This is a genomic window from Brevundimonas bullata, from assembly GCF_014207965.1.
GTDB lineage: Bacteria > Pseudomonadota > Alphaproteobacteria > Caulobacterales > Caulobacteraceae > Brevundimonas > Brevundimonas bullata_A.
Window position 1 is genome coordinate 593077 of record NZ_JACHLM010000001.1, and the last position, 22776, is coordinate 615852.

General features: G+C 68.0%; 18 protein-coding genes. 7 read left to right on the forward strand and 11 right to left on the reverse strand.

The window, feature by feature from the left end; translation table 11 throughout:
- Positions 1-118 precede the first annotated feature (118 nt).
- A complete protein-coding gene (locus HNP51_RS02935; protein WP_184266889.1) occupies positions 119-925 on the forward strand; it encodes a DUF3313 domain-containing protein in 807 nt (268 codons plus the stop codon).
- On the opposite strand, the gene HNP51_RS02940 is transcribed toward HNP51_RS02935, so the two are convergent.
- On the reverse strand, positions 922-2112 hold the full coding sequence (locus HNP51_RS02940; RefSeq protein WP_184266891.1) for an acyl-CoA dehydrogenase: 1191 nt from the start codon (positions 2110-2112) through the stop codon (positions 922-924). The genes HNP51_RS02935 and HNP51_RS02940 overlap by 4 nt on opposite strands.
- A 156-nt stretch (positions 2113-2268) precedes the next feature.
- Between HNP51_RS02940 and HNP51_RS02945 the strand changes: the two genes are divergently transcribed.
- Together HNP51_RS02945 and HNP51_RS02950 are read left to right on the forward strand one after the other, a co-directional pair.
- Positions 2269-2535: a DUF6356 family protein gene (locus HNP51_RS02945; protein WP_184266893.1), complete on the forward strand. Its 267-nt coding sequence runs from the start codon at positions 2269-2271 to the stop codon at positions 2533-2535.
- Positions 2536-2573: 38 nt separating this feature from the next.
- On the forward strand, positions 2574-3764 hold the full coding sequence (locus HNP51_RS02950) for a CaiB/BaiF CoA-transferase family protein (protein WP_184266895.1): 1191 nt from the start codon (positions 2574-2576) through the stop codon (positions 3762-3764).
- Between the two features lie 64 nt (positions 3765-3828).
- Here HNP51_RS02950 and odhB read toward each other — a convergent pair whose 3' ends face one another.
- The 7 genes from odhB to HNP51_RS02985 all read right to left on the reverse strand — a co-directional run bounded on the left by odhB (position 3829) and on the right by HNP51_RS02985 (position 15818).
- Entirely contained in the window at positions 3829-5319 is a 1491-nt protein-coding gene (gene odhB / locus HNP51_RS02955; protein WP_184266896.1) for a 2-oxoglutarate dehydrogenase complex dihydrolipoyllysine-residue succinyltransferase, read from the reverse strand.
- Between the two features lie 56 nt (positions 5320-5375).
- Positions 5376-8393, reverse strand: a complete 3018-nt coding sequence (locus HNP51_RS02960; protein WP_184266898.1) for a 2-oxoglutarate dehydrogenase E1 component — start codon at positions 8391-8393, stop codon at positions 5376-5378.
- Positions 8394-8717: 324 nt separating this feature from the next.
- Positions 8718-9620, reverse strand: coding sequence for a succinate--CoA ligase subunit alpha (gene sucD / locus HNP51_RS02965; protein WP_114817160.1), 903 nt, complete (start codon positions 9618-9620; stop codon positions 8718-8720).
- A 13-nt stretch (positions 9621-9633) separates the two neighbouring features.
- Positions 9634-10533, reverse strand: a complete 900-nt coding sequence (locus tag HNP51_RS02970; protein ID WP_184266900.1) for a glycosyltransferase family 2 protein — start codon at positions 10531-10533, stop codon at positions 9634-9636.
- Between the two features lie 52 nt (positions 10534-10585).
- Positions 10586-11776 (reverse strand): ADP-forming succinate--CoA ligase subunit beta, encoded by a 1191-nt coding sequence (gene sucC / locus HNP51_RS02975; RefSeq protein WP_184266902.1) that lies wholly within the window; start codon positions 11774-11776, stop codon positions 10586-10588.
- A 158-nt stretch (positions 11777-11934) separates the two neighbouring features.
- The gene (locus HNP51_RS02980; protein WP_184266904.1) at positions 11935-13461 is read right to left on the reverse strand and encodes an MFS transporter; all 1527 of its coding nucleotides are present in this window, start codon (positions 13459-13461) and stop codon (positions 11935-11937) included.
- Between the two features lie 149 nt (positions 13462-13610).
- Entirely contained in the window at positions 13611-15818 is a 2208-nt protein-coding gene (locus tag HNP51_RS02985) for a TonB-dependent receptor (RefSeq protein WP_184266906.1), read from the reverse strand.
- A 266-nt stretch (positions 15819-16084) separates the two neighbouring features.
- Between HNP51_RS02985 and HNP51_RS02990 the strand changes: the two genes are divergently transcribed.
- Positions 16085-16816 carry a TetR/AcrR family transcriptional regulator gene (locus HNP51_RS02990; protein WP_184266908.1) on the forward strand — a complete coding sequence of 244 codons (732 nt, stop codon included), beginning with the start codon at positions 16085-16087 and terminating at the stop codon, positions 16814-16816.
- Positions 16816-17580: a LytTR family DNA-binding domain-containing protein gene (locus tag HNP51_RS02995; protein ID WP_184267554.1), complete on the forward strand. Its 765-nt coding sequence runs from the start codon at positions 16816-16818 to the stop codon at positions 17578-17580. Before HNP51_RS02990 ends, HNP51_RS02995 begins: the two co-directional genes overlap by 1 nt.
- A 148-nt stretch (positions 17581-17728) precedes the next feature.
- Here the strand turns inward: HNP51_RS02995 and HNP51_RS03000 are convergent, their stop codons facing one another.
- Together HNP51_RS03000 and HNP51_RS03005 are read right to left on the reverse strand one after the other, a co-directional pair.
- Positions 17729-19192 (reverse strand): carotenoid oxygenase family protein, encoded by a 1464-nt coding sequence (locus tag HNP51_RS03000; protein WP_184266910.1) that lies wholly within the window; start codon positions 19190-19192, stop codon positions 17729-17731.
- 24 nt (positions 19193-19216) lie between these two features.
- Positions 19217-19633 (reverse strand): DUF2141 domain-containing protein, encoded by a 417-nt coding sequence (locus HNP51_RS03005; RefSeq protein WP_184266912.1) that lies wholly within the window; start codon positions 19631-19633, stop codon positions 19217-19219.
- Positions 19634-19842: 209 nt separating this feature from the next.
- On the opposite strand from HNP51_RS03005, the gene rpe reads away from it, so the two are divergent.
- Positions 19843-20526, forward strand: a complete 684-nt coding sequence (gene rpe / locus HNP51_RS03010; RefSeq protein ID WP_184266914.1) for a ribulose-phosphate 3-epimerase — start codon at positions 19843-19845, stop codon at positions 20524-20526.
- Positions 20523-22337, forward strand: a complete 1815-nt coding sequence (locus tag HNP51_RS18800; protein ID WP_184266916.1) for a heparinase II/III family protein — start codon at positions 20523-20525, stop codon at positions 22335-22337. The genes rpe and HNP51_RS18800 overlap by 4 nt, the downstream gene beginning before the upstream one ends.
- Here HNP51_RS18800 and HNP51_RS03020 read toward each other — a convergent pair.
- Entirely contained in the window at positions 22334-22738 is a 405-nt protein-coding gene (locus tag HNP51_RS03020) for a GIY-YIG nuclease family protein (RefSeq protein ID WP_260398290.1), read from the reverse strand. The genes HNP51_RS18800 and HNP51_RS03020 overlap by 4 nt on opposite strands.
- Positions 22739-22776 lie beyond the last annotated feature (38 nt).

The following is a 22776-nucleotide window of genomic DNA, read 5'->3' on the forward strand; positions in this document are numbered from 1 at the left end:
TCCCTTCACAGGCCCGCAGACTAGCGTGGGAAGCCGGCCGTGACGATGGGCGTTGAACCGAACCGGAGCCGCAGACGTAATGGACCGGACCGCCGACTTACGGCGACGGAGGCATTGCATGACCACAACGACCCGAACCGTCGCGCTTGTTCTTGGCCTGGGGCTGGGCGCGGCCGCTTGCGCCACCGCGCCGGAGCCCACCTCTGGCTATCTCTCGAGTTACGAAGGGCTGGAGACCCGATCGGACACGGTGCGCGCCTCCGTGCGCCAACGCCGCGACGAAGCCTTGGCTCAGAGCGTGGAGCGAGTTCATATCGAACGCGCGGAACTGACCGCGGACGCCGCCCCCGCCCTGAGCGCCGAGGACTGGGCCCTGGTGCTGGGCGAGATGGATCGTCAGGTCTGCTACGAACTGAGCGAGCGCTTCACTATCCTCGACGCACCGACGCCGGGCGCCGCAAGGGTGCGTCTGGCGGCGACGCGGATCAGCCCCACCGGTCAGGCGGGATCGGCGGCTTCGGCAGTCGCCAGCTACTTTATCCCCGGCCCCATCGGACTGCGGGCGCCCGGTACGACCGGCGGCCTGGCCGCCGAGGCCGAGATGCTGGACCCCGACGGTCGTCAGGTGGCGGCCATCGTCTGGGCGCGCAACGCCACCGTGGTCGGCACGGACAACCCCAGCCTGTCGCGCGTGGGCGACGCCCACCAGCTGGCCGAGGTCTTTGGCGACATGGTCGGCGACGCCTTCGCCCCGGCCGACCGCAAGCCGCGCGCCATAGCCGACCCGGACCCCTGCGCTCGCTTCGGTCCGCGCATCCGGCCCGAAGGCTTCGTCGTCCGCGCCATCACAGGCCTCTATCAGCCCGAGGTCAGCGGCGGGAAAAAGCAGGACGAGCCGGCGCCGCCGACCAACGACCAGCCCTAGAAGGCGCTTTCGCCCGTGATGGCCCGGCCCAGGATCAGGGCATGGACGTCATGGGCGCCTTCATAGGTGTTTACGGTCTCCAGGTTCATGGCGTGGCGCATGACGTGAAGCTCGCCGGTGATGCCGGCGCCGCCGTGCATGTCGCGCGCCTCGCGCGCCACGGCCAGGGCCTTGCCGCAGTTGTTGCGCTTCATCAGGCTGATGGCCTCCGGCACCCAGGCGCCAGTGTCGAGCAGACGCCCCAGGGCGTAGGCGCCCTCGAAGCCGAGGAAGATCTCGGTCTGCATGTCGGCCAGCTTCTTCTGCACCAGCTGGCGTGACGACAGCGGGCGCCCGAACAGCATCCGCTCGCCGACATAGTCGCGGCTGGCGTGGAAGCAGAACTCGGCGGCGCCCATGGCGCCCCAGGCGATGCCGAAGCGCGCCTTGTTCAGGCAGCTGAACGGCCCGCGCAGACCCTGGACGCCCGGCAGGATGTTGGCCTCCGGCACAAAGACGTCGTTCAGGCCGATGTCGCCGGTGATCGAGGCGCGAAGCGACAGCTTGTCGCCGATCTTGTCCGTGGTGAAGCCGTCGAAGTCGCGCTCGACGATGAAGCCCCGGATCTTGTCATCGAGCTTGGCCCAGACGATGGCCAGGTCGCTGATGGGCGAGTTGGTGATCCAGTATTTGGCGCCGTTCAGGCGATAGCCGCCCTCGACCTTGACCGCCTTGGTCTTCATCGAGGCGGGGTCAGACCCGCCGTCGGCCTCGGTCAGGCCGAAGCAGCCGACCAGTTCGCCCGCCGCCATCTTCGGCAGGAACTTCATCTTCTGCTCTTCCGAGCCGAAGGCGTAGATCGGGTACATGGCCAGCGAGGACTGGACGCTCATGGCCGAACGATAGCCGCTGTCGACCGCCTCGACCTCGCGCGCGATCAGGCCATAGGCGACGTGGCTGGCTTCCGAGCCGCCGTACTGTTCCGGCAGCATGGCCCCGAGGAAACCCATCTCGCCCATCTCCGTCATGATGGCGCGGTCAAAGGTCTCGTCGCGGAAGGCCTCGACCACGCGCGGCAGCAGGGCTTCGCGGGCATAGGACCGCGCCGCGTCCTGGATCATCCGCTCGTCGTCGGTCAGACGGCCGCGCAGGTCGAACGGGTCGTCCCAGCGGAAGGTCTGTTGCGAAGCGGTCGAACCGTCGGCCATGGCGTTTATCCTGCGCATAAATGTGCGGGGCTTCTTAATGATCGTCACGCGCGCCTGACCGGGGCGTGACGATGCGACCCCTGTTCCGACGCCCGGTTTAGGCGATAATGAAAGGGCCGGGTAGAGGGACGCGGGGAACCGCGTTAGGTAGGGGTCATGTCGAGTCAATTTTCACGTCTGTTCCGCGATCATCCGCGTGAAGTGAGCGAAACCTATCTGCAGCATATGGCCGCCTCGTCGCGGTTCGGCTTCAAGCTGATCCGTCTGGCGGCCTGCGCCTTCGCCCACGCGATCGTGCCGGGGGTGCACAAGAGCACGGTCTCCGACGCCATTCGCGGCATGGCGCGCGACATGGGCGGCCGCGCCGAGGAAGCTCGCGAGTGCCGCATGCGCAACGCCGGCGTCTGGGACGTCGGGCTGTAGGTCTTCTCGACACGACGACGCCGGGCTAGTCCTGTCGCATGACCCAAGCTCAAGGCCCCCTGTCCGGCGTTCGCGTTCTTGATCTAAGCCGCGTTCTGGCCGGCCCCTGGGCGACGCAGACCCTGGCCGATCTCGGCGCCGAAGTGATCAAGATCGAGCGTCCCGGCGCCGGCGACGACACCCGCCACTGGGGCCCGCCCTTCACCGCCACGACCGACGGCTCCAAGGGCGACGCCGCCTATTTCATGTGCGCCAACCGGGGCAAGAAGTCGGTCGCTCTGGACATCGCCACGCCTGACGGCGCCGAGGCCGTGCGCCGCCTGGCTGCGACCTGCGACGTGGTGGTCGAGAACTTCAAGACCGGCGGGCTGAAGAAGTACGGCCTCGACTACCCCAGCCTGTCAGCGGTCAATGCGCGCCTGGTCTATTGCTCCATCACCGGCTTCGGTCAGGACGGGCCGGACGCGCACCGGGCCGGCTACGACTACATGATCCAGGCCATGGGCGGGCTGATGTCGATCACCGGCCAGCCCGACGGCGCGCCGGGCGCCGAGCCGATGAAGGTCGGGGTGGCGGTCGTGGACCTGTTCACCGGCCTCTACGCCTCCAACGCCATTCTCGCCGCCCTGATGCACGCCCGGGCGACCGGCGAGGGTCAGTCCATCGACATCGCCCTGTTCGACGTCCAGGCAGCCATGCTGGCCAATCAGGCGACCAACTACTTCGTCTCAGGGACCGCCCCGACGCGGATGGGCAACGCCCACCCCAACCTAGCCCCCTACCAGCCCTTCCCGTGTTCGGACGGCATGGTGGTCATCGCGGTCGGCAACGATGGCCAGTTCCGCGCCCTGGCCAAGGCCCTGGGCGTCGCGCCCATGGGCGCCGACCCGCGCTTCGCCACCAATGCGCTGCGGGTCCAGCACCGCGCCGAGCTGTCCCCGACGCTCTCGGCCCTGACTGCGGGCTTCACCATGAAGGCGCTGATGGCGGCGCTGGAGGCGGCCGGCGTCCCCTGCGGTCCGGTCAACACCATTGACCAGGTGTTCGAGGAGCCGCAGGCGCTGCATCGCGGCCTCACCGTCGAGCAGATGCGCCCCGATCTGGCCACGCCGGTCCGCACCGTCGCCTCGCCCATCCGCCTGTCGAAAACTCCCGTCCGCTACGACGCCCCCCCGCCGAGGCTGGGTCAGGACACGGACGCGGTGCTGGCCGGGCTCAAGGCCGACTAAATCTGAAATTGAAAACGGCGGCTCCCGAAAAAGCCGCCGTCGTCAGTTCTGGATCGCGCGGACCTTACAGGTCCAGCAGGGCGCGGGCCGGGTCTTCCAGCAGTTCCTTGATGCGGACCAGGAAGGTCACGGCTTCCTTGCCGTCGACGATGCGGTGATCGTAGCTGAGGGCCAGGTACATCATCGGGCGGATCTTGACCTCGCCGTTGATGGCCATTGGGCGCTGCACGATGTTGTGCATGCCCAGGATGCCCGACTGCGGCGCGTTCAGGATCGGCGTCGACATCAGCGAGCCATAGGTGCCGCCGTTGGTGATGGTGAAGGTGCCGCCCTGCATCTGATCCATGGTCAGGGCGCCGTCACGAGCGGCCTTGCCCAGGGCGCCGATGCCCTTTTCGATGCCGGCCAGCGACAGGGTGTCGGCGTCGCGCAGGACCGGAACCACCAGACCCTTGTCGGTGCCGACGGCCACGCCGATGTCGTAGTGGTTCTTGTAGATGATGTCCGTGCCGTCGATCTCGGCGTTGACGGCCGGGATTTCGTGCAGGGCCTGGACCACGGCCTTGGTGAAGAAGGACATGAAGCCCAGCTTCACGCCGTGGCGCTTTTCGAAGACGTCCTTGTACTGGGCGCGCAGGGCCATGACGTTGGTCATGTCCACCTCGTTGAAGGTGGTCAGCTGGGCGGCCGTATTCTGGGATTCCTTCAGGCGACGGGCGATGGTCTGACGCAGGCGCGTCATCTTCACCCGCTCTTCGCGCGGCTGGTCGGCGCGCGGAGCAGCCGGAGCCGCAGCAGCCTTGGGCGCAGCCGGAGCGGCGGCGCCGATGGCGGCGATGGCGTCAGCCTTGGTGATGTTGCCCTTCGGACCCGAAGCCGACAGCGAGGCCGGGTTCAGGTTGTTTTCCGACACGACGCGCTGGACGGCGGGAGACAGGTGAGCCGAGGCGGGAGCCTGGGCCGAGCCGGTGTTGGCCGGAGCCGCGGCGGGAGCAGCAGCCGGAGCGGCGGCGGCGCCGGAGGCGGAGATGGAGCCGATGACCTGAGCCGGGGTCACGGTCGCGCCGTTGTCGGCGAGGATGGTCAGGACGCCGGCGGCCGGGGCCGAGACTTCCACCGCCACCTTGTCGGTCTCGATCTCGACCAGCAGTTCGTCCTTGGCGACGGTGTCGCCCGACTTCCTCAGCCAGGTTCCGATCGACCCTTCGGCGACGCTCTCGCCCATGGTCGGGACGGCGATCTCGACCGAGGCTCCGCCCGAAGCGGCCGGAGCGGCGGCGGGGGCTGCAGCGGCGGCGGGCGCAGCCGCCGGAGCCGAAGCGCCTTCGCTCACCGAACCCAGCACCGTGCCGGGAACGACGGTGTCGCCTTCAGCGGCGTTGATCGCCGCCAGGACGCCGTCGGCCGGGGCCACGACTTCCAGCGAAACCTTGTCGGTTTCCAGTTCGACCAGGACTTCGTCCTTACGGACGGCGTCGCCGACCTTCTTGGTCCACTTGGCGATGGAGGCTTCGCTGACGGATTCACCGAGGGCGGGAGTGAGGATATCGGCCATGGTTCGGTCCAGTGTCTTTTTGTGTCTTGGCGTATCTATAGGTCAGGCAGGGCCGGTCAGGCCATGGCCTCGGCGAGGAAGGTCTCGAGTTCCTTCAGGTGGCGGCTCATCAGGCCGGCCGCCGTGGAGGCGGAGGCCGGACGCCCGACGTAACGCGCGCGCTTGGCCTTGATATCCATCTTCTCGAGCGTCAGTTCGATCCACGGATCGACGAAGGTCCAGCCGCCCATGTTCTTGGGCTCTTCCTGACACCAGACCAGGTCGGCGTTCGGGAAGCGGGCCAGCTCGGCCGAGATCGACTTGATCGGCCACGGATAGAACTGTTCCAGGCGCAGGATATAGATGTCGTTGACGCCCGCCTTCTCGCGCGCGTCCAGCAGGTCGTAATAGACCTTGCCCGAGCAGACGATGACCTTGCGGATGTCCTTGTCGGCCTTGATCGCGATGCCGGCCACGTCCGGACGCAGCTGAGCATCGTCACGCAGCACGCGGTGGAAGGACGAACCCTCGGCCATGTCGGCCAGGGTCGAGACCGCCTTCTTGTGACGCAGCAGCGACTTGGGCGTCATCAGGATCAGCGGCTTGCGATAGTCGCGGTGCATCTGGCGACGCAGGATGTGGAAGTAGTTGGCCGGGGTGGTGCAGTTGGCGACCTGCATGTTGTTCTCGGCGCACTGCTGCAGGAAGCGCTCGAGGCGGGCCGAGGAGTGCTCGGGGCCCTGGCCTTCATAGCCGTGCGGCAGCAGCATGGTCAGGCCGCTCATGCGCAGCCACTTGCGTTCGCCGGAACTGATGAACTGGTCGATGACCACCTGGGCGCCGTTGACGAAGTCGCCGAACTGGCCTTCCCACAGGGTCAGGGTGTTCGGATCAGCCAGCGAGTAGCCGTATTCGAAGCCCAGCACCGCCTCTTCCGACAGGGCCGAGTCGATGACCTCGAAGTGGGCCTGACCGTCGCGCAGGTGGTTCAGCGGGATGTAGCGCTGTTCCGTGGTCTGGTCGGTGATGCCCGAGTGACGCTGCGAGAAGGTGCCGCGCACTGAGTCCTGACCCGACAGGCGGACATTATAGCCCTCGTCCAGCAGCGAGGCGAAGGCCAGGCTTTCGGCGGTGGCCCAGTCGATGTTCTGGCCGGTCGTGACGGTCTCGCGACGCGCCTCGACGACGCGTTTCAGCGTCTTGTGGATGTCGACGCTGTTGGGGATCTGCGTCAGACGATGGCCGTAATCCTTCAGCTTATCAGCCGGAACGGCGGTCTTGCCGCGCTGCTGCTGGTCGTCGCCCTTGTCGATGCCCAGACCCTGCCACTGACCGTCCAGCCAGTCGGCCTTGTCGGCCTTGAAGGTCTTGCCGGCTTCGAACTCGGCGTCGAGGAAGGCCTCGAAGCGCGCGACTTCGGCGTCGACTTCGGCCTGAGTGACCACGCCCTGTTCGACCAGGCGCTTGGAGTAGATCTCGCGCGTCGACGGCTGGGCGCGGATCTTCGAATACATCAGCGGCTGGGTGAAAGTAGGATCGTCGCCTTCGTTGTGGCCGAAGCGACGGTAGCAGAACATGTCCACCACCGCGTCCTTGTGGAACTTCTGACGGTATTCCGTCGCCACCTTGGCCGCGAAGACGACCGCTTCGGGGTCGTCGCCGTTGACGTGGAAGATCGGGGCCTGGACCATCAACGCCACATCCGACGGATAGGGCGACGAGCGCGAGTTGCGCGGGCTGGTGGTGAAGCCGATCTGGTTGTTGATGACGAAGTGCAGGGTGCCGCCGGTGCGGTAGCCCTTCAGCCCCATCAGGGCGAAGCACTCGGCCACCACGCCCTGACCGGCGAAGGCGGCGTCGCCGTGGATCAACAGGGGCACGACCTTGGAGCGGTCCAGCGCCCATTCGGCCTCCGGCTTGCCGGCGTTGGCTTCACGGATGTCGAAGGCCTGCTTGGCGCGCGCCTTGCCCAGGACGACCGGGTTGACGATCTCCAGGTGCGACGGGTTGGCGGTCAGCGACAGGTGGACCTTGTTGCCGTCGAACTCACGGTCCGACGAGGCGCCCATGTGGTATTTGACGTCGCCCGAGCCCTCGATGTCCGACGGCACGGTCGAACCGCCCTGGAACTCGTGGAAGATGGCTTTGTAGGGCTTGCCCATGACGGCGGCGAGCGTGTTCAGGCGGCCGCGGTGGGCCATGCCGAAGACGATCTCGTCAACGCCCAGATTGCCGCCGCGCTTGATCACCTGCTCCAGGGCCGGGACCATGGCCTCGCCGCCGTCCAGGCCGAAGCGCTTGGTGCCGGGGAAGCGCTTGTGCAGGAAGCGTTCAAAGCCCTCGGCCTCGATCAGCTTGTGCAGGATGGCCAGCTTGCCTTCCTTGGTGAAGGCGTTCTGCTCGAACTTGTCCGGGCCTTCAAAGCGCTGCTGCAGCCAGGATTTCTCTTCCGGCTCGGCGATGTGCATGTACTGCACGCCGATGTTGCCGCAGTAGGTGCGCTTGAGGATTTCCAGCACCTGACGGATCGAGCCGGTCTGCAGGCCCAGGACGCCGTCGAGGAAGATCGGGCGATCCATGTCGGCGGCGGTGAAGCCGTAGAATTCGGGGGTCAGCTCGGGGTTGTCGATCGGCTGTTCGATGCCCAGCGGGTCCAGCGTCGCCTGCAGGTGGCCGCGCACGCGGTAGCTGCGGATCAGCATCAGGGCGCGGATCGAGTCATGGGCGGCGGCGCGCACGTCGGCGGCGGTCAGCGCGCCCGAGGCGTCGGCGGCCGGAGCGGCCGGGCGCGGGCCGGGCTTGCCGGCGGGGGCCTTGGGATCAACCTTCGGCGCGGGCCAGCGGCCGTCGAACACGGCGGTGTCTTCGCTCGGATCGGTGGCGGCGCCACGGCCCCAGGAGCCGGCGGCGGCCGACTGCTTCACCAGGTCGGCGTTGTCCTTCAACTGATCGAAGAAGGCGCGCCATTCCCCCGACACCGAGCCGGGGTCTGCGGCCCATTTTTCGTGCAGGTCCTCAATGAAGGCGGCGTTCGCGCCATAGAGGAAGCTGGTCTCGGCAAAGACCTGGTTCAGCTGACCTGCATCGTCCGCCATGTTTCTCTCGTCATCCTACATTCGGCTGCGCGCGCACGCCTGCGCGGAGAGCAGCGCCGCTCATATAGGCCGTGTTTCCTTACTGGTCATGACCGAAGCGGGGCGTTGCGGGTGGAAATTGGTCGAATCCGCAAGAAAAAACGCCCCCGGACGATTCCGAGGGCGTTTTAAAGGGTCTCGGGACGCTAAATTTCGCCCCGGAACACCGTTCGCTTAACTCAACGCTGCAGAAACCCCGACATTCGCCGGGAGCGGCGGCGCAGCAAACTCGCCAAACAGCGAGCCGCCGCGCGGCGAGCGTTAGCGATTTTGCCGAAGGGCTTCTTAGCCCTTCAGCACTTCCAACAGGGTGTGGCCCAGGCGCGCCGGCGACGGCGAGACGCGGATGCCCGCAGCCTCCATCGCAGCGATCTTGGACTCCGCGTCGCCCTTGCCGCCCGAAACGATGGCGCCGGCGTGGCCCATGGTGCGGCCTGCCGGAGCCGTACGACCGGCGATGAAGCCGGCCATGGGCTTGGAGCGGCCCTTCTTGGCTTCGTCGATCAGGAACTGAGCGGCGTCTTCTTCAGCGCCGCCGCCGATTTCACCGATCATGATGATCGAGTGGGTTTCGTCGTCGGCCAGGAACATTTCCAGGACGTCGATGAACTCGGTGCCCTTGACGGGGTCGCCGCCGATGCCGACAGCCGTGGTCTGACCCAGGCCGGCGTTCGTGGTCTGGAACACGGCTTCATAGGTCAGGGTGCCGGAGCGCGAAACGACGCCGACCGAACCCTTGGAGAAGATGTTGCCCGGCATGATGCCGATCTTGCACTGTTCCGGGGTCAGGATGCCGGGGCAGTTCGGGCCCAGCAGGCGCGAGTTGGAGCGGTCCAGGCGCGCCTTGACGCGCACCATGTCCAGCACCGGAATGCCTTCGGTGATGCAGGTGATGAAGGGGATCTCGGCCTCGATGGCTTCGATGATGGCGTCGGCGGCGCCTGCCGGCGGGACGTAGATCACGGTGGCGTCGGCGCCCGTGCGCTCCTTGGCTTCGGCGACCGAGCCGTAGATGGGCAGGGTTTCGCCGTGCGAGCCGGTCCAGTTGGTGCCGCCCTTGGTGGGGTGCACGCCGGCGACCATCTGGGTGCCGTGATAGGCCAGGGCCTGTTCGGTGTGGAAGCCGCCGGTCTTGCCGGTCAGGCCCTGGACGATGATCTTGGTGTTCTTGTCGACGAGAATGGACATCGGAAGACTTTCTCTAAACGGTCAGGTCGTTAGGTTTGTGAGGAATAATCAGGTTGAGGCATCTGAGCAGGAAGGTCTGGATCGCGCCGAGGGTGTAGAGTCGCCTGAACAGCTCGGTCTCCGTCCCACGCTGCCGGGCGGCGGCGTAGAGTTCGAACTGCCGGTTGCGCTTGCGGCCCACCTCCATCAGGTCCCGCGCCGCCAGACGCCGATCCCACTTGGCGCGCCAATGCTCCAGGCTGATGGCGTCATAGTGGGCCAGGAACAGCGGTCGACCAGACGCCCCCGGAACGTTCCGTGCGGCCTCCAGAGGCTTTCCGTCCCGCTTGGACTCGTGAATGTCGATCACGATGTCGGCGATGCCGGTTCGAACAGCGTGCTTGCCCATGTCATGGCCCAGCAGGCCCTTGGTGAAGCACCCGCCGCTGCCGGGATAGACCAGGTGCGGCAGGATGGAGCAGTAGGGACGACCGTAGGGTTTCCTGAAGTAGGCGGCGCCGTATTCCTGGCTCAGTTCGCTCCGGCTGGAGTAGGCAGCCTCGACTGGACGGAAGATCACGGATTCCCGCTCAGGCTCGACCTTGGACAGAAGCTCGCCGATCGCGTCATCGCCGAGAATGAACTCGTCGACGTCCACGACCAGAACCCAGTCCGAGACGGACTGCCGGTAGGCGTGATTGTAAACCGCGCGCTGGCGGTTCTCCACGCCCTGCGGCCGTGACTGCCCCAGGCTGCGCCAGAAGGCCTCGTCGCACACCACGATCTCGCCGCCCTCGAACGGGCCTTCCGGCGCCATGTCGCCGTCGAAGAAGACGCGAACACGGTCCGCGCCCCTCCGACGATAGTGGGCGATGAAGGTGGCGATGTGCTGCTCTGGCGCCAGGACCATCGCAACGACTTCGAACTTGTCCAAGGCTTCACTCCAACCAGGCCCCCGCCAGGGCGAGGGCCGTGAGCGGTTGACGTCAGCCGACCGCCGCGACGATCTTCTGGGCGGCGTCGTCGAGGTCGTCCGCCGCCGTGATGGCCAGGCCGCTCTCGTTCAGGATCTTCTTGCCCAGCTCGGCGTTGGTGCCTTCCAGACGCACCACCAGCGGCACCTTGAGGCCCACTTCCTTGACGGCTGCGACCACGCCTTCGGCGATGACATCGCACTTCATGATGCCGCCGAAGATGTTGACCAGGATGCCCTGGACGGCCGGGTCAGCGGTGATGATCTTGAAGGCCGCCGCGACCTTGTCCTTGCCGGCGCCGCCGCCGACGTCGCAGAAGTTGGCGGGCTCTTTGCCGTACAGCTTGATGATGTCCATGGTCGCCATGGCCAGACCGGCGCCGTTGACCATGCAGCCGATGTTGCCGTCCAGGGCGACGTAGGCCAGGTCCCATTCCGAGGCTTCGATTTCCTTGGCGTCTTCCTCGGTGACGTCGCGCAGTTCCTTGATGTCGGGGTGACGGAACAGGGCGTTGCCGTCGAACGACACCTTGGCGTCCAGAACGCGCAGGCGGCCGTTTTCCATGACGATCAGCGGGTTCACTTCCAGCATGGCCATGTCCTTCTCGACGAAGGCTTTATACAGGGCCGGGAACAGCGACTTGCCGTCTTCACGGGCGTCGCCTTCCAGCTTCAGCGCGTCCGACAGGGTGGCGCAGTCGGCTTCGGTCACGCCGGTCGTCGGGTCGATGACGACGGTGATGATCTTTTCCGGGGTGTCGTGAGCGACGGCTTCAATGTCCATGCCGCCTTCGGTCGAGACGACGAAGGAAATGCGGCCGTAGGCGCGATCGACCAGGATCGACAGGTAGAGCTCGCGCGAGATGTCGGCGCCGTCTTCGATGTAGAGGCGGTTGACCTGCTTGCCGGCGTCGGTCGTCTGAGCCGTCACCAGGGTGTTGCCCAGCATTTCCTTGGCGTTCTTGACCACGTCCTCGATCGAGAAGGCCAGGCGCACGCCGCCCTTGGCGTCAGCCGGCAGTTCCTTGAACTTGCCCTTGCCGCGGCCGCCGGCGTGGATCTGCGACTTCACCACATAGAGCGGGCCAGGCAGTTGCTTGGCGGCGGCTTCGGCCTGGTCGGCCGAGGTGATGGCGACGCCTTCGGCGACGGGTGCGCCAAAGGCCTTGAGAACCTGCTTGGCCTGATACTCGTGAATGTTCATGTCTGATCCGCGCCGTTGGGAGGAGGTTTGTGGAAACTTTGGTCGCGCTTATAGGCGTCGGCCCTTCGCAGACGCAACCGTTCGTCGCCTTATGCTCCCCCCAGGCTTTTCTTATGCGCGAAACGGCTCAGCTCGTTGCAGCATCTGACGGGGCGGGATCAGTCGACCCAGTCCTTCTTCAGCGTGCGCGAGGCCCCGAACAGCAGCATGGCCGCCAGCACATAGAAGCCCATGCCGGTGTAGATAGCCCACCGCAGGCTCTCCTCGCCAAAGCGCGGGGCCAGCAGGTCGCTCATCCAGCCGAAGTAGTAGAAGCCGACCGCGATCCCCAACAGGTTGTTGATCAACAGGAACAGGGCCGAGGCGGTCGAACGCATGGCCGCCGGCACCAGATGCTGGACCGCCGCCGTGATCGGCCCCAGCCAGGCCAGGTTCAGCCCCGTGGGCAGCAGGAAGATCAGGAAGGCCAGCACCAGTTGCTGGGCGTGGCTGCCGCCGCCCGGCAGGACCAGGCCGATCAGCCAGGGCGAGTTCATCGCCAGGATGAAACAGGGCGCCGAGATCAGGAAGGCCACGGCCGGCACCATCGGATAGGCGCCCTTGCCCTTCCTCGACAGCTTGTCGGCGATCATGCCGCCCATCCAGATGCCCAGGATGCCGCCGATCAGGGCGATGCCGGCGTAATAGACGCTGGTCTGCGCCAGGGTCAGGTCAAAGCTGCGCATGAAAAAGAGCGGCAGCCAGCCGGCCACGCCGTAGCCGCAGACCGAGGACGAGGCCGCGCCCAGGGCCAGCAGCCAGAAGCTGCGCTTCCTGATGACGACCGTGGCTGTCCGCCGCGCGATCATCAGGGAAATCCCGATCACCACGCCCAGCAGGCCGCCGAACGCAAAGACCAGCGGGTTGCCCAGCGACAGCCCGGCGAACTGGATCAGAGCCGCCAGCACCAGGGCGCCGCCGCCGATGCCCAACATGATCTGGGCGGCCAGTTTGCCGGGGCGGTCCGTGCCGACGGGCGCCGCTTCCAGCGCCGCGACCTGGGCGGCGGTCTTGACCGCGTCCGTCCCGCCGCGCTTGGGATCACGCACCGTCAACCGCAGCAGGGGCGCGACCAGCACGCCCAGCAGGCCGACCACGATGAAGGCGGTGCGCCAGCCATAGGTCGCCGCCAGAAGGCCGCCGACCAGGGTCCCCGCCGCCATGCCCAAAGGAATGCCGAAGGCGAAAGCCGCCATGGCGCGCGCGCGCTGGTGCGGCGGGAAATAGTCGGCGATCAGCGAATAGGCCGGCGCCACGCCGCCCGCCTCCCCAATCCCAACGCCCATGCGGCACAGGAACAACTGGGTGAAGGAGCCCGCTACGCCGCACAGGGCGGTGAAGCCCGACCAGACCGCCAGGGCCCCGGTCATGATCCAGACCCGGCTGAACCGGTCGGCCATCCAGGCCAGGGGAATGGCCAGGGTCGAATAGACCGAGGCGAAGGCTATGCCGCCCAGCAGGCCGAACTGGCTATCCGACATGCCGAACTCTTCCTTCAACGGCGCCGCCAGGATGCCGATGATCTGCCGATCCAGGAAGTTCAGCATGTAGATCAGGATCAACACCGCCAGCACATAGTAGCGGTAGCGGGGCGACATGGCCGCCTCGACGGCCTCCTTGGGCGCTGCGGCCTCGGACGTGGTCATGGCGTTGCCCCCTCAGGCTTGGTTCTTGGTCTTCTTTGAGAACGACGGTAGCGGCGTCGTCGGGCGGCGCCAAAAGAAAAAAGGGCGGCGGTTCAGGCTGAACCGCCGCCCGCGATCAGAGGATCAGGCGTTCAGGAGAAATATCCCGATCAGAACTTGTACTGCAGCGACGCCGTGACCGTGCGCGGCGGGCCGTAGTAGCCGATCAGCGAGTTGTTGTAGGCGGCGCCGGCGAAGTTGTAGCCGCCGACGCGATACTCTTCGTCGGTCAGGTTCTTGCCATAGACGCCGACCGTCCAGGTGCGGCTCGGGTCGGTCCAGACCGCCGACAGGTCGACCAGGGCGAAGGCGTCCTGATCCAGCACGGGGTTGGGGAACTCGAACTGGCTGTAGTCGTCGCGATAGCTGACCGAGGGGGTCACCGCCAGCGAACCGCCGGCCACGTCGCCGCGCCAGGTCAGGCCCAGATAGCCCGTCCATTTCGGCGCGTTCTGCAGCACGACCTGGCTCGAGATATCCTCGTACTTCTGGGTCGTCAGGTTGTAGCGCAGGAACTCTTCGAACTTGGAGTCGAGGTAGCCGATCGCGACATTGGCCGTCAGGCTGTCGGTCAGGACGACCGAGCCTTCGAATTCCGCGCCGAAGAACTTCGACGAGCCGACGTTGTCGACGAAGCTGGCGATGCCGCCCACGGCCGGAACCTGGGTGGTGACCTGCTGATCAGTGTAGTCGTTGTAGAAGATGGCCGACGAGAAGCTCAGGCGACGGTCGAAGGCCGACCCCTTCAGGCCGATCTCGTAGGAATCAACCATTTCAGGCTGATAGCCGTTGACCGTATTCGGCGTCAGGATGGCGTCGCCGCGCATGTCGAAGCCGCCCGACTTGAAGCCCTTCGAATAGGAGGCGTAGCCGGTCAGGCGGTCCGAGAAGTCATAGGACAGCGAGGCCTTGGGCGTGAACTGGTCGAAGGTGTTGGAGCGGGTGTAGTCGGTGCGCAGCAGAATGGGGTTGCGCGCCGCGCCGCCCAACAGCGGGCTGCGCGCCGCGCCCAGGTAGTTGGCGCGGAAGACGTGGCCGGTCTTGTCATCCATCGTGTAGCGGGCGCCCAGGCCCAGATGCAGACGATCCGTCAGGTCCAGGTTCACATCGGTGAACAGGGCGATGCTGGTCGTCTTCACATAGCCGGCGGTGCCGATGACGATGCCGAAGTTCTGGGCGATGGTGTCGAAGGCGCCCGAGGCGGTGCCGTCCAGATAGAAGAGGCCGGCCACGCCCTGAATCCGGTCGGTGCTGAACAGCGCCTGGAATTCCTGGGTGAACTGGTGGTCGCCATAGATGGCCGGCACGTCCAGCGTCGGCGCCGGGGTGTTGTCGAAGTCGATCAGGGTGTCGGTGTCGCCGGTGCGATAGGCGGTGATCGACTTGAACGACCAGACATCATTGAGGTCGACCTGGGCGGTCAGCGACACGCCTTCGGTCGTCACCTTGTTGCGGTCGCCGAGGCCGGCATAGGTGTCATAGACGCTGCCGGGGACGCCCGCGCCGGGGCCGACGCCGGCGACTTCGCGGTGACCGTGACGGGGGTTCGACTTGTCCTCGACCCGGTCATAGGCCAGGCGGAAGAAGGCGTTGTCGTAGGGCTGGAACTCGACGCTGACGCGGCCGGCCAGAACATCCTTGTCATAGTGTTCGGCGCCGGTGTTCAGGTTCTCGCCGTAGCCGTCGCGGTCATAGCTGGCGATGGCCGCGCCGATGCGCAGCTTGTCGGTGACCGGCATCGAGCCCTGGGCCATCAGGTCGATCTGGTTGTAGCTGCCGTAGGCGCCGCGCAGCGTCAGTTCCGGCGAATCCGCGTCCAGACGCGAGGTCACGTACTTGATCGCGCCGCCGACGGTGTTGCGGCCGTACAGCGAACCCTGCGGGCCGCGCAGCACTTCGATGCGCTCGATGTCGAAGATGTCCAGCACGGCGCCTTGCGGGCGGGCCACATAGACGTCGTCGATGTAGAGGCCGACGCCCGGCTCAAAGCCCCACAGCGGATCCTGTTGGCCGATGCCGCGAATGAAGGAGATCAGGGTCGAGTTCGAGCCGCGCGCGATCTGAACCGTGGCGTTCGGGGTCTGCTGCTGCAGGGCGGTGATGTCGGTCGCGCCGGTTTCTTCCAGACGCTCGGCGCCCAGGGCCGAAACCGAGATCGGCACGTCCTTCAGGGTTTCTTCGCGGCGACGGGCGGTGACGATGACATCATCGACGTTGGAGGCTTGTGGTTCGGTCGAGGCCTGCTGCGCCACGGCGCTGGCCGAGAGCGCGCCCCAGGCGGCGCCCGCCAGCAAGGCGGTCTTCACGAGTCTGTTCATTTGGATCCCAATCTCTGTTTCCAGCCCAATCGACGCTTTTATTCAGCGTTCAATGATTTTCATGGAAGGTGCCGATCTTTCACCGGTCTGTCAAACGGCCACGCTAAAGACCGCCGCAAATCCGCCGCGCCTGTGGCGCCGTTGCACTGAAGGTCGAACCGCGCCCGGGCCTGATGCACGGCGTCAGGCGCCCGGATGGATGCTGGAGCGAATATCTGCGCTCAGGGGCGTTCGCATCTGAACCGGTTTCGCTCTAGCTTGCGCGCATGAAAGCCGACGACGACCTCGCCCCGACCCTGCCGCCCGCCGTCCCCGCGCCGGCCCGACGCGGCCGGCCGAAGAAGACCAAGACCGCCGCCGCCGGCGAGACGCGCGACGCCATTCTGAACGCCGCCGAGGACCTGTTCTCCAAACACGGCTTCTACGGCGTCACCATCCGCGAGGTGGCGCGCGAGGCGGGCGTCGATACGGCCCTGGTCCACTATTACTTCGGGGCCAAGAAGGAGTTGTTCGACGCCGTCTTCATCCGTCGCGCCGAAGTCTGGAACAGCGAACGCGTCGCCGCCGTCGACCGCTACGCCGAGGCCGCCGGCGACGCCATGACCCTGGAGGGCCTGTTCGAGGCCTTCCTGCGCCCGCCCTTCCAGTGGTCGCTGAAGGGCGGACCCGGCTGGAAACACTACGCCGCCCTGGTGGCCCAGACCAACGCCAATCCGGCCTTTGGAGGCGAGACCATGGCTCGCTATTTCGACCCGGCCATTCGCCGCCTGCTGGAGCTGGTCAAACGCATCCATCCCGAGGCCCGAGACCAGGACCTCTACTGGGCCTGGCACAACCTGTCGGGCGCCCTGACCCTGACGCTGGGCGAGACCGGGCGTCTGGACCGCCTGTCGGGCGGCCTGTGCAAATCCGGCGATCTGGACAGCGCCTGCGACTACATGGTGCGTTTCGCCGCCGCCGGCTTCCGCGCCGTCTGCGGTCCGAAGTCGAACGCTTGATGCCGCTGACCGGTCTGCTCAAGGGCAAGGGGCGCGATGTCGTGCGCGGCCTGATCGTCGCCTTCGTCGCCGGCGCCTTTCTGGCCTTCAGCGGGGCCTTCGGCTCAGGCGGCACCCCCATGGGCCAGAGGCTGATCTACTGGATTTCCATGCTGGTTCTGGGCGGTCTCTGGGGCCACGTGTGCGGCGCCCTGATCACGCGCTTCATCGACGCCGACGCGAGGCCCTGGGCGACCGCAGCGATCCTGACGGCGGTCATCACCGGTCCCTTGACCGTCGGCGTCTGGGCCGCGACCGGCCTGTTCTTCTACCAGCGCCTGCTGCCGATCGCGGTACTCGTCAACTTCCTGCCGGCGGTGCTGCTGATCACCGCCGTTCTCAGCGCCCTCAACGTCTTTCTGGGTCGAGAAACGCCCGTCGAGACCCACGCCGCCGCCCCCGGGGCCGCCCCCGCCCGCTTTCTGGAGCGCCTGCCGCCCCGGCTGCGCGGCGCCCGTCTGATCGCCGTCCAAGCCGAGGACCACTACCTGCGCCTGCACACCGATCGCGGCTCGGACCTGATCCTGATGCGCCTGTCCGACGCCCTGGCCGAGCTGGAAGGGTTGGAGGGCGCCCAGACCCATCGCAGCTGGTGGGTGGCCAGGGACGCCGTCGCCGCCGTCGCCCGCGGCGACGGTCGCGCAGCCCTGACACTGGACGGCGGCGCCGTGGCTCCCGTCAGTCGCCGCTACGCCAAGGCGCTGCGTGAGGCGGGGTGGTGGTGATCCCCTTTCGACGCCGTCACCCCGGACGCCGATAGGCGATCCGGGGCCCAGGCGGCTGCGCGAGTGCAGCGACCGACCGGGGCCCCGCAACCGCCTGGGTCCCGGGTTCCGCTGCGCGGCCCCGGGATGACAGCTGAGGGCGCAGGGCTCACACCCAGTTCCCATGAAACGCCGCCGGCAGGGCCACGTCGGCGCGCCAGGTGGCGACGGGGCCGTCCTCGACGTGCATCAGGTCCAGGACGTGCAGTTCGCTGACCCCCGCCTTCAGGTTGATGGTCGGGCCGACCAGCCAGGCGTCGGCCTCGTGCACGCTGCCGGGCTTGGGCACATAGACCATCTCGTCGGTCACATGGCCGGGGCCGAAGTCAAAGGACCGCGTGCGGCCTGAGCGCCAGTCGGTGACGGCCACCGCCGAGGCCAGGGGCCGGTCGGCGCGCTCGCCCGTGGTGTGCAGGCTGAAACGGCGCGCCAGACCAGCGCGGCGCGGGTCGCTGCGCGGGAACTCGCCGACCACGCCGGTCCGTTCCAGCCGCCCGCGCCCGTTCGGCTCCAGCACCACCATGGCCAGTTCGGCGGGATCGTGGCCGAGCGGCACGCCGTTCAGCACCTCGTGGGCGCCGCGCGCGGCGAAATCCATGTCCTTGTGGGCGCACAGATCGAAGCGGATCGTCCCGTCCGCCTCCTCCCAGGCGTCGCCGACATGGAAGAAGCCGAAGGGCGGCAGGTCGTAGATCCGGCGCTTCGTCAGGTCCGCCTTTTCGATCACCAGCACCTGGGTCCCCGCCTCGGGCGTCCACGCAAACGCCGCTGACATCGGCATGACGTTGCGCGCATGCACCCAGGGCTGCAGCACGATCACCAGATGCCGGGCCGTGGCGCTGAAGTCGTGGATGTAGCTGGCGCGCGGCAGGGGGACGAGTTCGGCGTCCTCCAGCGTCCCGTCCGCCGCCAGACGCCAGACCATGGCCTGCTTGCCGCCCACGCCCAGGTTCCAGATGCGGCCGTCCGGCTCGATGCGCGGGTGGGCCAGGAAGGGCATGTTCTTCAGATCGGGCCGCAGGGTCACGAACGCCTCGGTCGCCAGGGTCTCGGGGTCCATGGCCAGGGGCGAGCCCGCCTCCCACAGCGCCCACAGCTTGCCGCCGACCTTGTGCACCGAGGTGTTGGCCGGGCTGGCGTCGTCGGCCGAGCCGATCCGGGCGCGCGGGTCGGCGATCGTGCCGAAGCCCGGCATCAGCATGGCCCCGACCTCGGCCTCCTGTCGCCGCTTGGGGGTGTCGGCGAAGCGGGCGGCGAGCGTCGCCTGACCATCCTCGACCCGCCAGCGGCGGATCAGGCCGTCGCCGTCGAACCAGTGCTGCGACGCGCCGCCGGGACGACGGAACTTGGCTGGCCCGTTGCGGTAAAGGCTGCCGGCCAGCCCGGCGGGCGCCCGACCGTGAACCAGCGTCAAGGCGCGCGGGGCCACGTCGCCCTCGACGTCGGCGGTGGCCAGCGCCCAGTCGGCGCTCGCCGCCATGGCCTGGGCGGCATAGGCCCGATCAGGGGTCAGGACGCGGGCGGCCGCGAGGGCGGCGGCGCCCATGAACAGGGTGCGGCGGGTCGGGGTCATGGCGAGGGCTCCGGACGACTGGGCTTAGCGAATGCGGATGGTCTGGGCCGTGGCGCCCGCGACCTCGAAGCGGGCGCGGTCCCACTTGGCCGGCCCCATGTTGCCGACCGCATTGTTGGAGAAGGCGAAGGGCTCGCTCGGCATGCCGAAGGGATTGACGTCCATCTTGCCGTTGCCGTTGACGTCGTGGACGGCCTTCATGCCGTAGGTCCCGGCGGGCAGGTCGAACACGGCCTCGCGCTGGCCCGCCGCCACATCGACCTGCGCCACGCGCGTCGGCTGTCCGCCCTCATAGGCGGCCTCGCTGTCATAGAGAGCGACCAGGACCGCGCCCGTCTCGGCACCGGTTTCGAAAGTCAGGGTCAGGCGGTTGTCGGCGGATTGGGCATAAGCCGGAGCGGCGAAGACCAGGACGGCGGCGATGGCGAGAGAGCGGATCATGAGAGGTCCTTTCGGGGACGGCTGAAGAAGTCGCCGCCTTCCTCCCCCGCCCTGGCTCAGCTCGCCAGCGACCTTGCGTCCGCGACCGCCGCGCCTTCGCCAACGACCACCGCCGACCGTTCGCGAAGCGCCAGTGAACACCTGCCGCGTCGCCCTGCGTCAGCGGTCCGGCTTGCCCCTCGAGCCTCATAGCCGTAAGTCGCAGAACCATGACCCAGACCGCCGCCGCAAGCGCCCCGCTGATCTGCCCCTCCATCCTCGCCAGCGACTTCGCCAAGCTGGGCGAAGAGGTCCGCGCGCTGGAGGCCGCGGGCGCCGACTGGATCCACGTCGACGTCATGGACGGGCACTTCGTGCCCAACCTGACCATCGGCCCGGACGTGGTGAAGGCCCTGCGCCCCCACACCCGCCTTCCGTTCGACGTCCACCTGATGGTGGCTCCGGTCGACAACTGGCTGGAGGCCTACCGCGCGGCCGGCGCCGACATACTGAGCGTCCATCCCGAAAGCGGCCCGCACGTCCACCGTACGCTCGGCCAGATCCGCCAGCTGGGCGCCAAGGCCGGTCTGGTCTTCAACCCGGCCACGCCGCTGAGCGTGCTGGAAGAGGCCGTCGACCTGGTCGACCTGGTGCTGATCATGTCGGTCAATCCCGGCTTCGGCGGTCAGAAATTCATCGAGTCCTCGCTGAAGAAGATCGAGCGCGCCCGCGCCATCCTCGACCGCGCCGGCTCCAAGGCCCACCTGCAGGTGGACGGCGGCGTGGTCGCCGCCAACGCCGGGGCCTGCCTGTCCGCCGGGGCCGACGCCCTGGTCGCGGGCTCCTTCGTCTTCAAGGGCGGGCCGGACGCCTACGCCGCCAACATCCAGGCCCTGAAGGCCGCCGCCGCGTGAGCCCCCTCGGCCCCTTCGCCCCGCGCGAAACAGAAGGCGGCCTGACCGAGGGCCATATCCCCGGCCTCAAGGGCGCCCCGGTCCGCACCCCGGTGCGCGCCGCAGGCGGTCCCAAGGCCGACCCCGCCCTGTGGGCCGCCGTCGCCGGACAACTGGCCGCGCGCCAGCTGTGGATCGAGCTCTACGGCCTGCCCGGCTACACCTGGACGCTAAAGGGCGCCCGCGCCGACGGCTTCGCCGTCAGCCCGCGCGACTTCCGGCCCCTGCGCGAAGAGGCCCCGCGCCCGCTGCTGTCCGGCCGCTTCACCCTGGCCGGGCTCAGCCTCGACGCCGAGGGCCCCGCCGACCTGTGGAACCGCCCCACCCCCAGCCGCGCCTTCGCCGTCGAGCTGCACGCCTTCGTCTGGATGCCCGAGATGATGGCCCACGGCGACCGCGGCGCGCGCGAGGCCCTGGCCCTGACCCTGGCCTGGGACGACCTGTTCAACCGCTGGTCGCCCTTCTCCTGGGATCCCGACATTCTGGCGCGGCGGACCTATCATCTGGCCTGCGCCGGACGGCGTCTGGCCGGAGTGGCGACCGAGGTCGAGCGCCTGCGCCTGACCGACATCCTGGCGCGCCAGGCGCGTCAGCTGCTGCGTCCGCCCGGCGGCCTCATGGGCCGGGCCGAGCGCCTGACCGCCGCCGCCGTGGCCGGCTGCGCCCTGGCGGGCAAGGCCGGCGCGGGCATTCGCGGCGCCGCGCTGAAACGCCTGCCCGCCGCGCTGGAGGCCACCGTCGCCGCCGACGGCCATCACGCCGCCCGCGCCCCGGAGATGGGGCTGGAGCTGCTGCTCGACCTGCTGACCCTGGACGACGCCCTGGCCCAGCTGTCCGAGCCGACGCCCGAGCCGGTGGCCGCCGCCATTTCGCGCCTGACGACCAGTCTTCGCGTCCTCGCCCTGCCCGACGGCCGCCTGGCCGCCTTCCAGGGCGGCGGACCTTCGACGCCCGAGCGCGTCGCCGCCGCCCGCGCCCATGACGATACGCCCGCCCCGCCGTCCAGCGGCGCCGTCGGCGGTCTGGTGCGCGTCTCCAGCCCCCTGCTGACCGCCATGGTCGACGTCGAGGCCCCGGCGCGCGGCGCCTGGTCGGCCGCCGCCTGCGGCCAGCCCGCAGCCCTGGAAGTCGTCTGCGGCCGCGACCGCCTGTTCACCTCGGCCGGCTGGACCCCGCGCGCGCTTGATCGTCAGGCGCTGCGCCTGACGCCGGGCGCCTCGACGCTGACGCTGGGCGAACAACCGCTGGGCGAGCCCCTGTCCGGCTGGAAGGCCGACCTGCTGGGTCCGCGCCTGATCGGCCCGGCCCTGCACGTCACCCGCGACCACCGCGAAGGCGACGGCGCCGTCTGGCTGGAGGTCGAGCACGACGGCTGGATGCCCGGCTACGGCCTGATGCACCAGCGCCGCCTCTATCTGGATCAGCGGCTCGACGAACTGCGCGCCGAGGAGCGCCTGCATCCGCCCGAGAACCGTCCCGACGTGACTCGCACCATCGCCGCCCCCTACGCCCTGCGCTTCCAGCTGGAGCCGGGGGTTCAGGCCTCCCTGGCCCGCGACCGCCGCTCCATCCTGCTGCGCGGGCATTCGGGACGCGGCTGGTGGTTCCGCAGCGACGGTCCCGACGTGGCTATCGAACCCGCCGTCCACGTCGACGAGGGCCTGACCCGGCGTTCGCTGCAGATCGTCGTCCGCGGCTCCGCCCGCACCGACGCCGACACCAAGATCCGCTGGAAGCTGAGCCCGGCCGGCGCGGCGGGGGATCCGCACTAGGCGCCGTTGAGCCGTTTCAGAAAGGCTTCGACGCCTCCTCCTCCGTCATCCTCGGGCTTGACCCGAGGATCGGGCGCCAGTCCGAACAGGCAGGGATAGAGGTCTTGCCACTCCGGGTTGGTCCGCTCGACCAGCTCCAACTTCCATGTGCGATTCCAGCGTTTGAGCGCCTTCTCACGCCGGATCGCCTCGGTGACGAAGCCGTGCGTCTCGTACCAGACCAGCGTCTTGCAAGCGTAGCGGCTAGCGAAGCCCTCTACCCGATCCTCGCGATGTTGACGTATGCGCTCGTAAAGGTTCGAGGTCATGCCGACGTACAGAACGCCGAGCGGACGGCTGGCCAGGATGTAGGTGGCGATGAAGGGGCGGCGCTCGTTCATCGACCGTCGAGTGGCGGACAACTCGATCCTCGGGTCAAGCCCGAGGATGACGGAGGGGT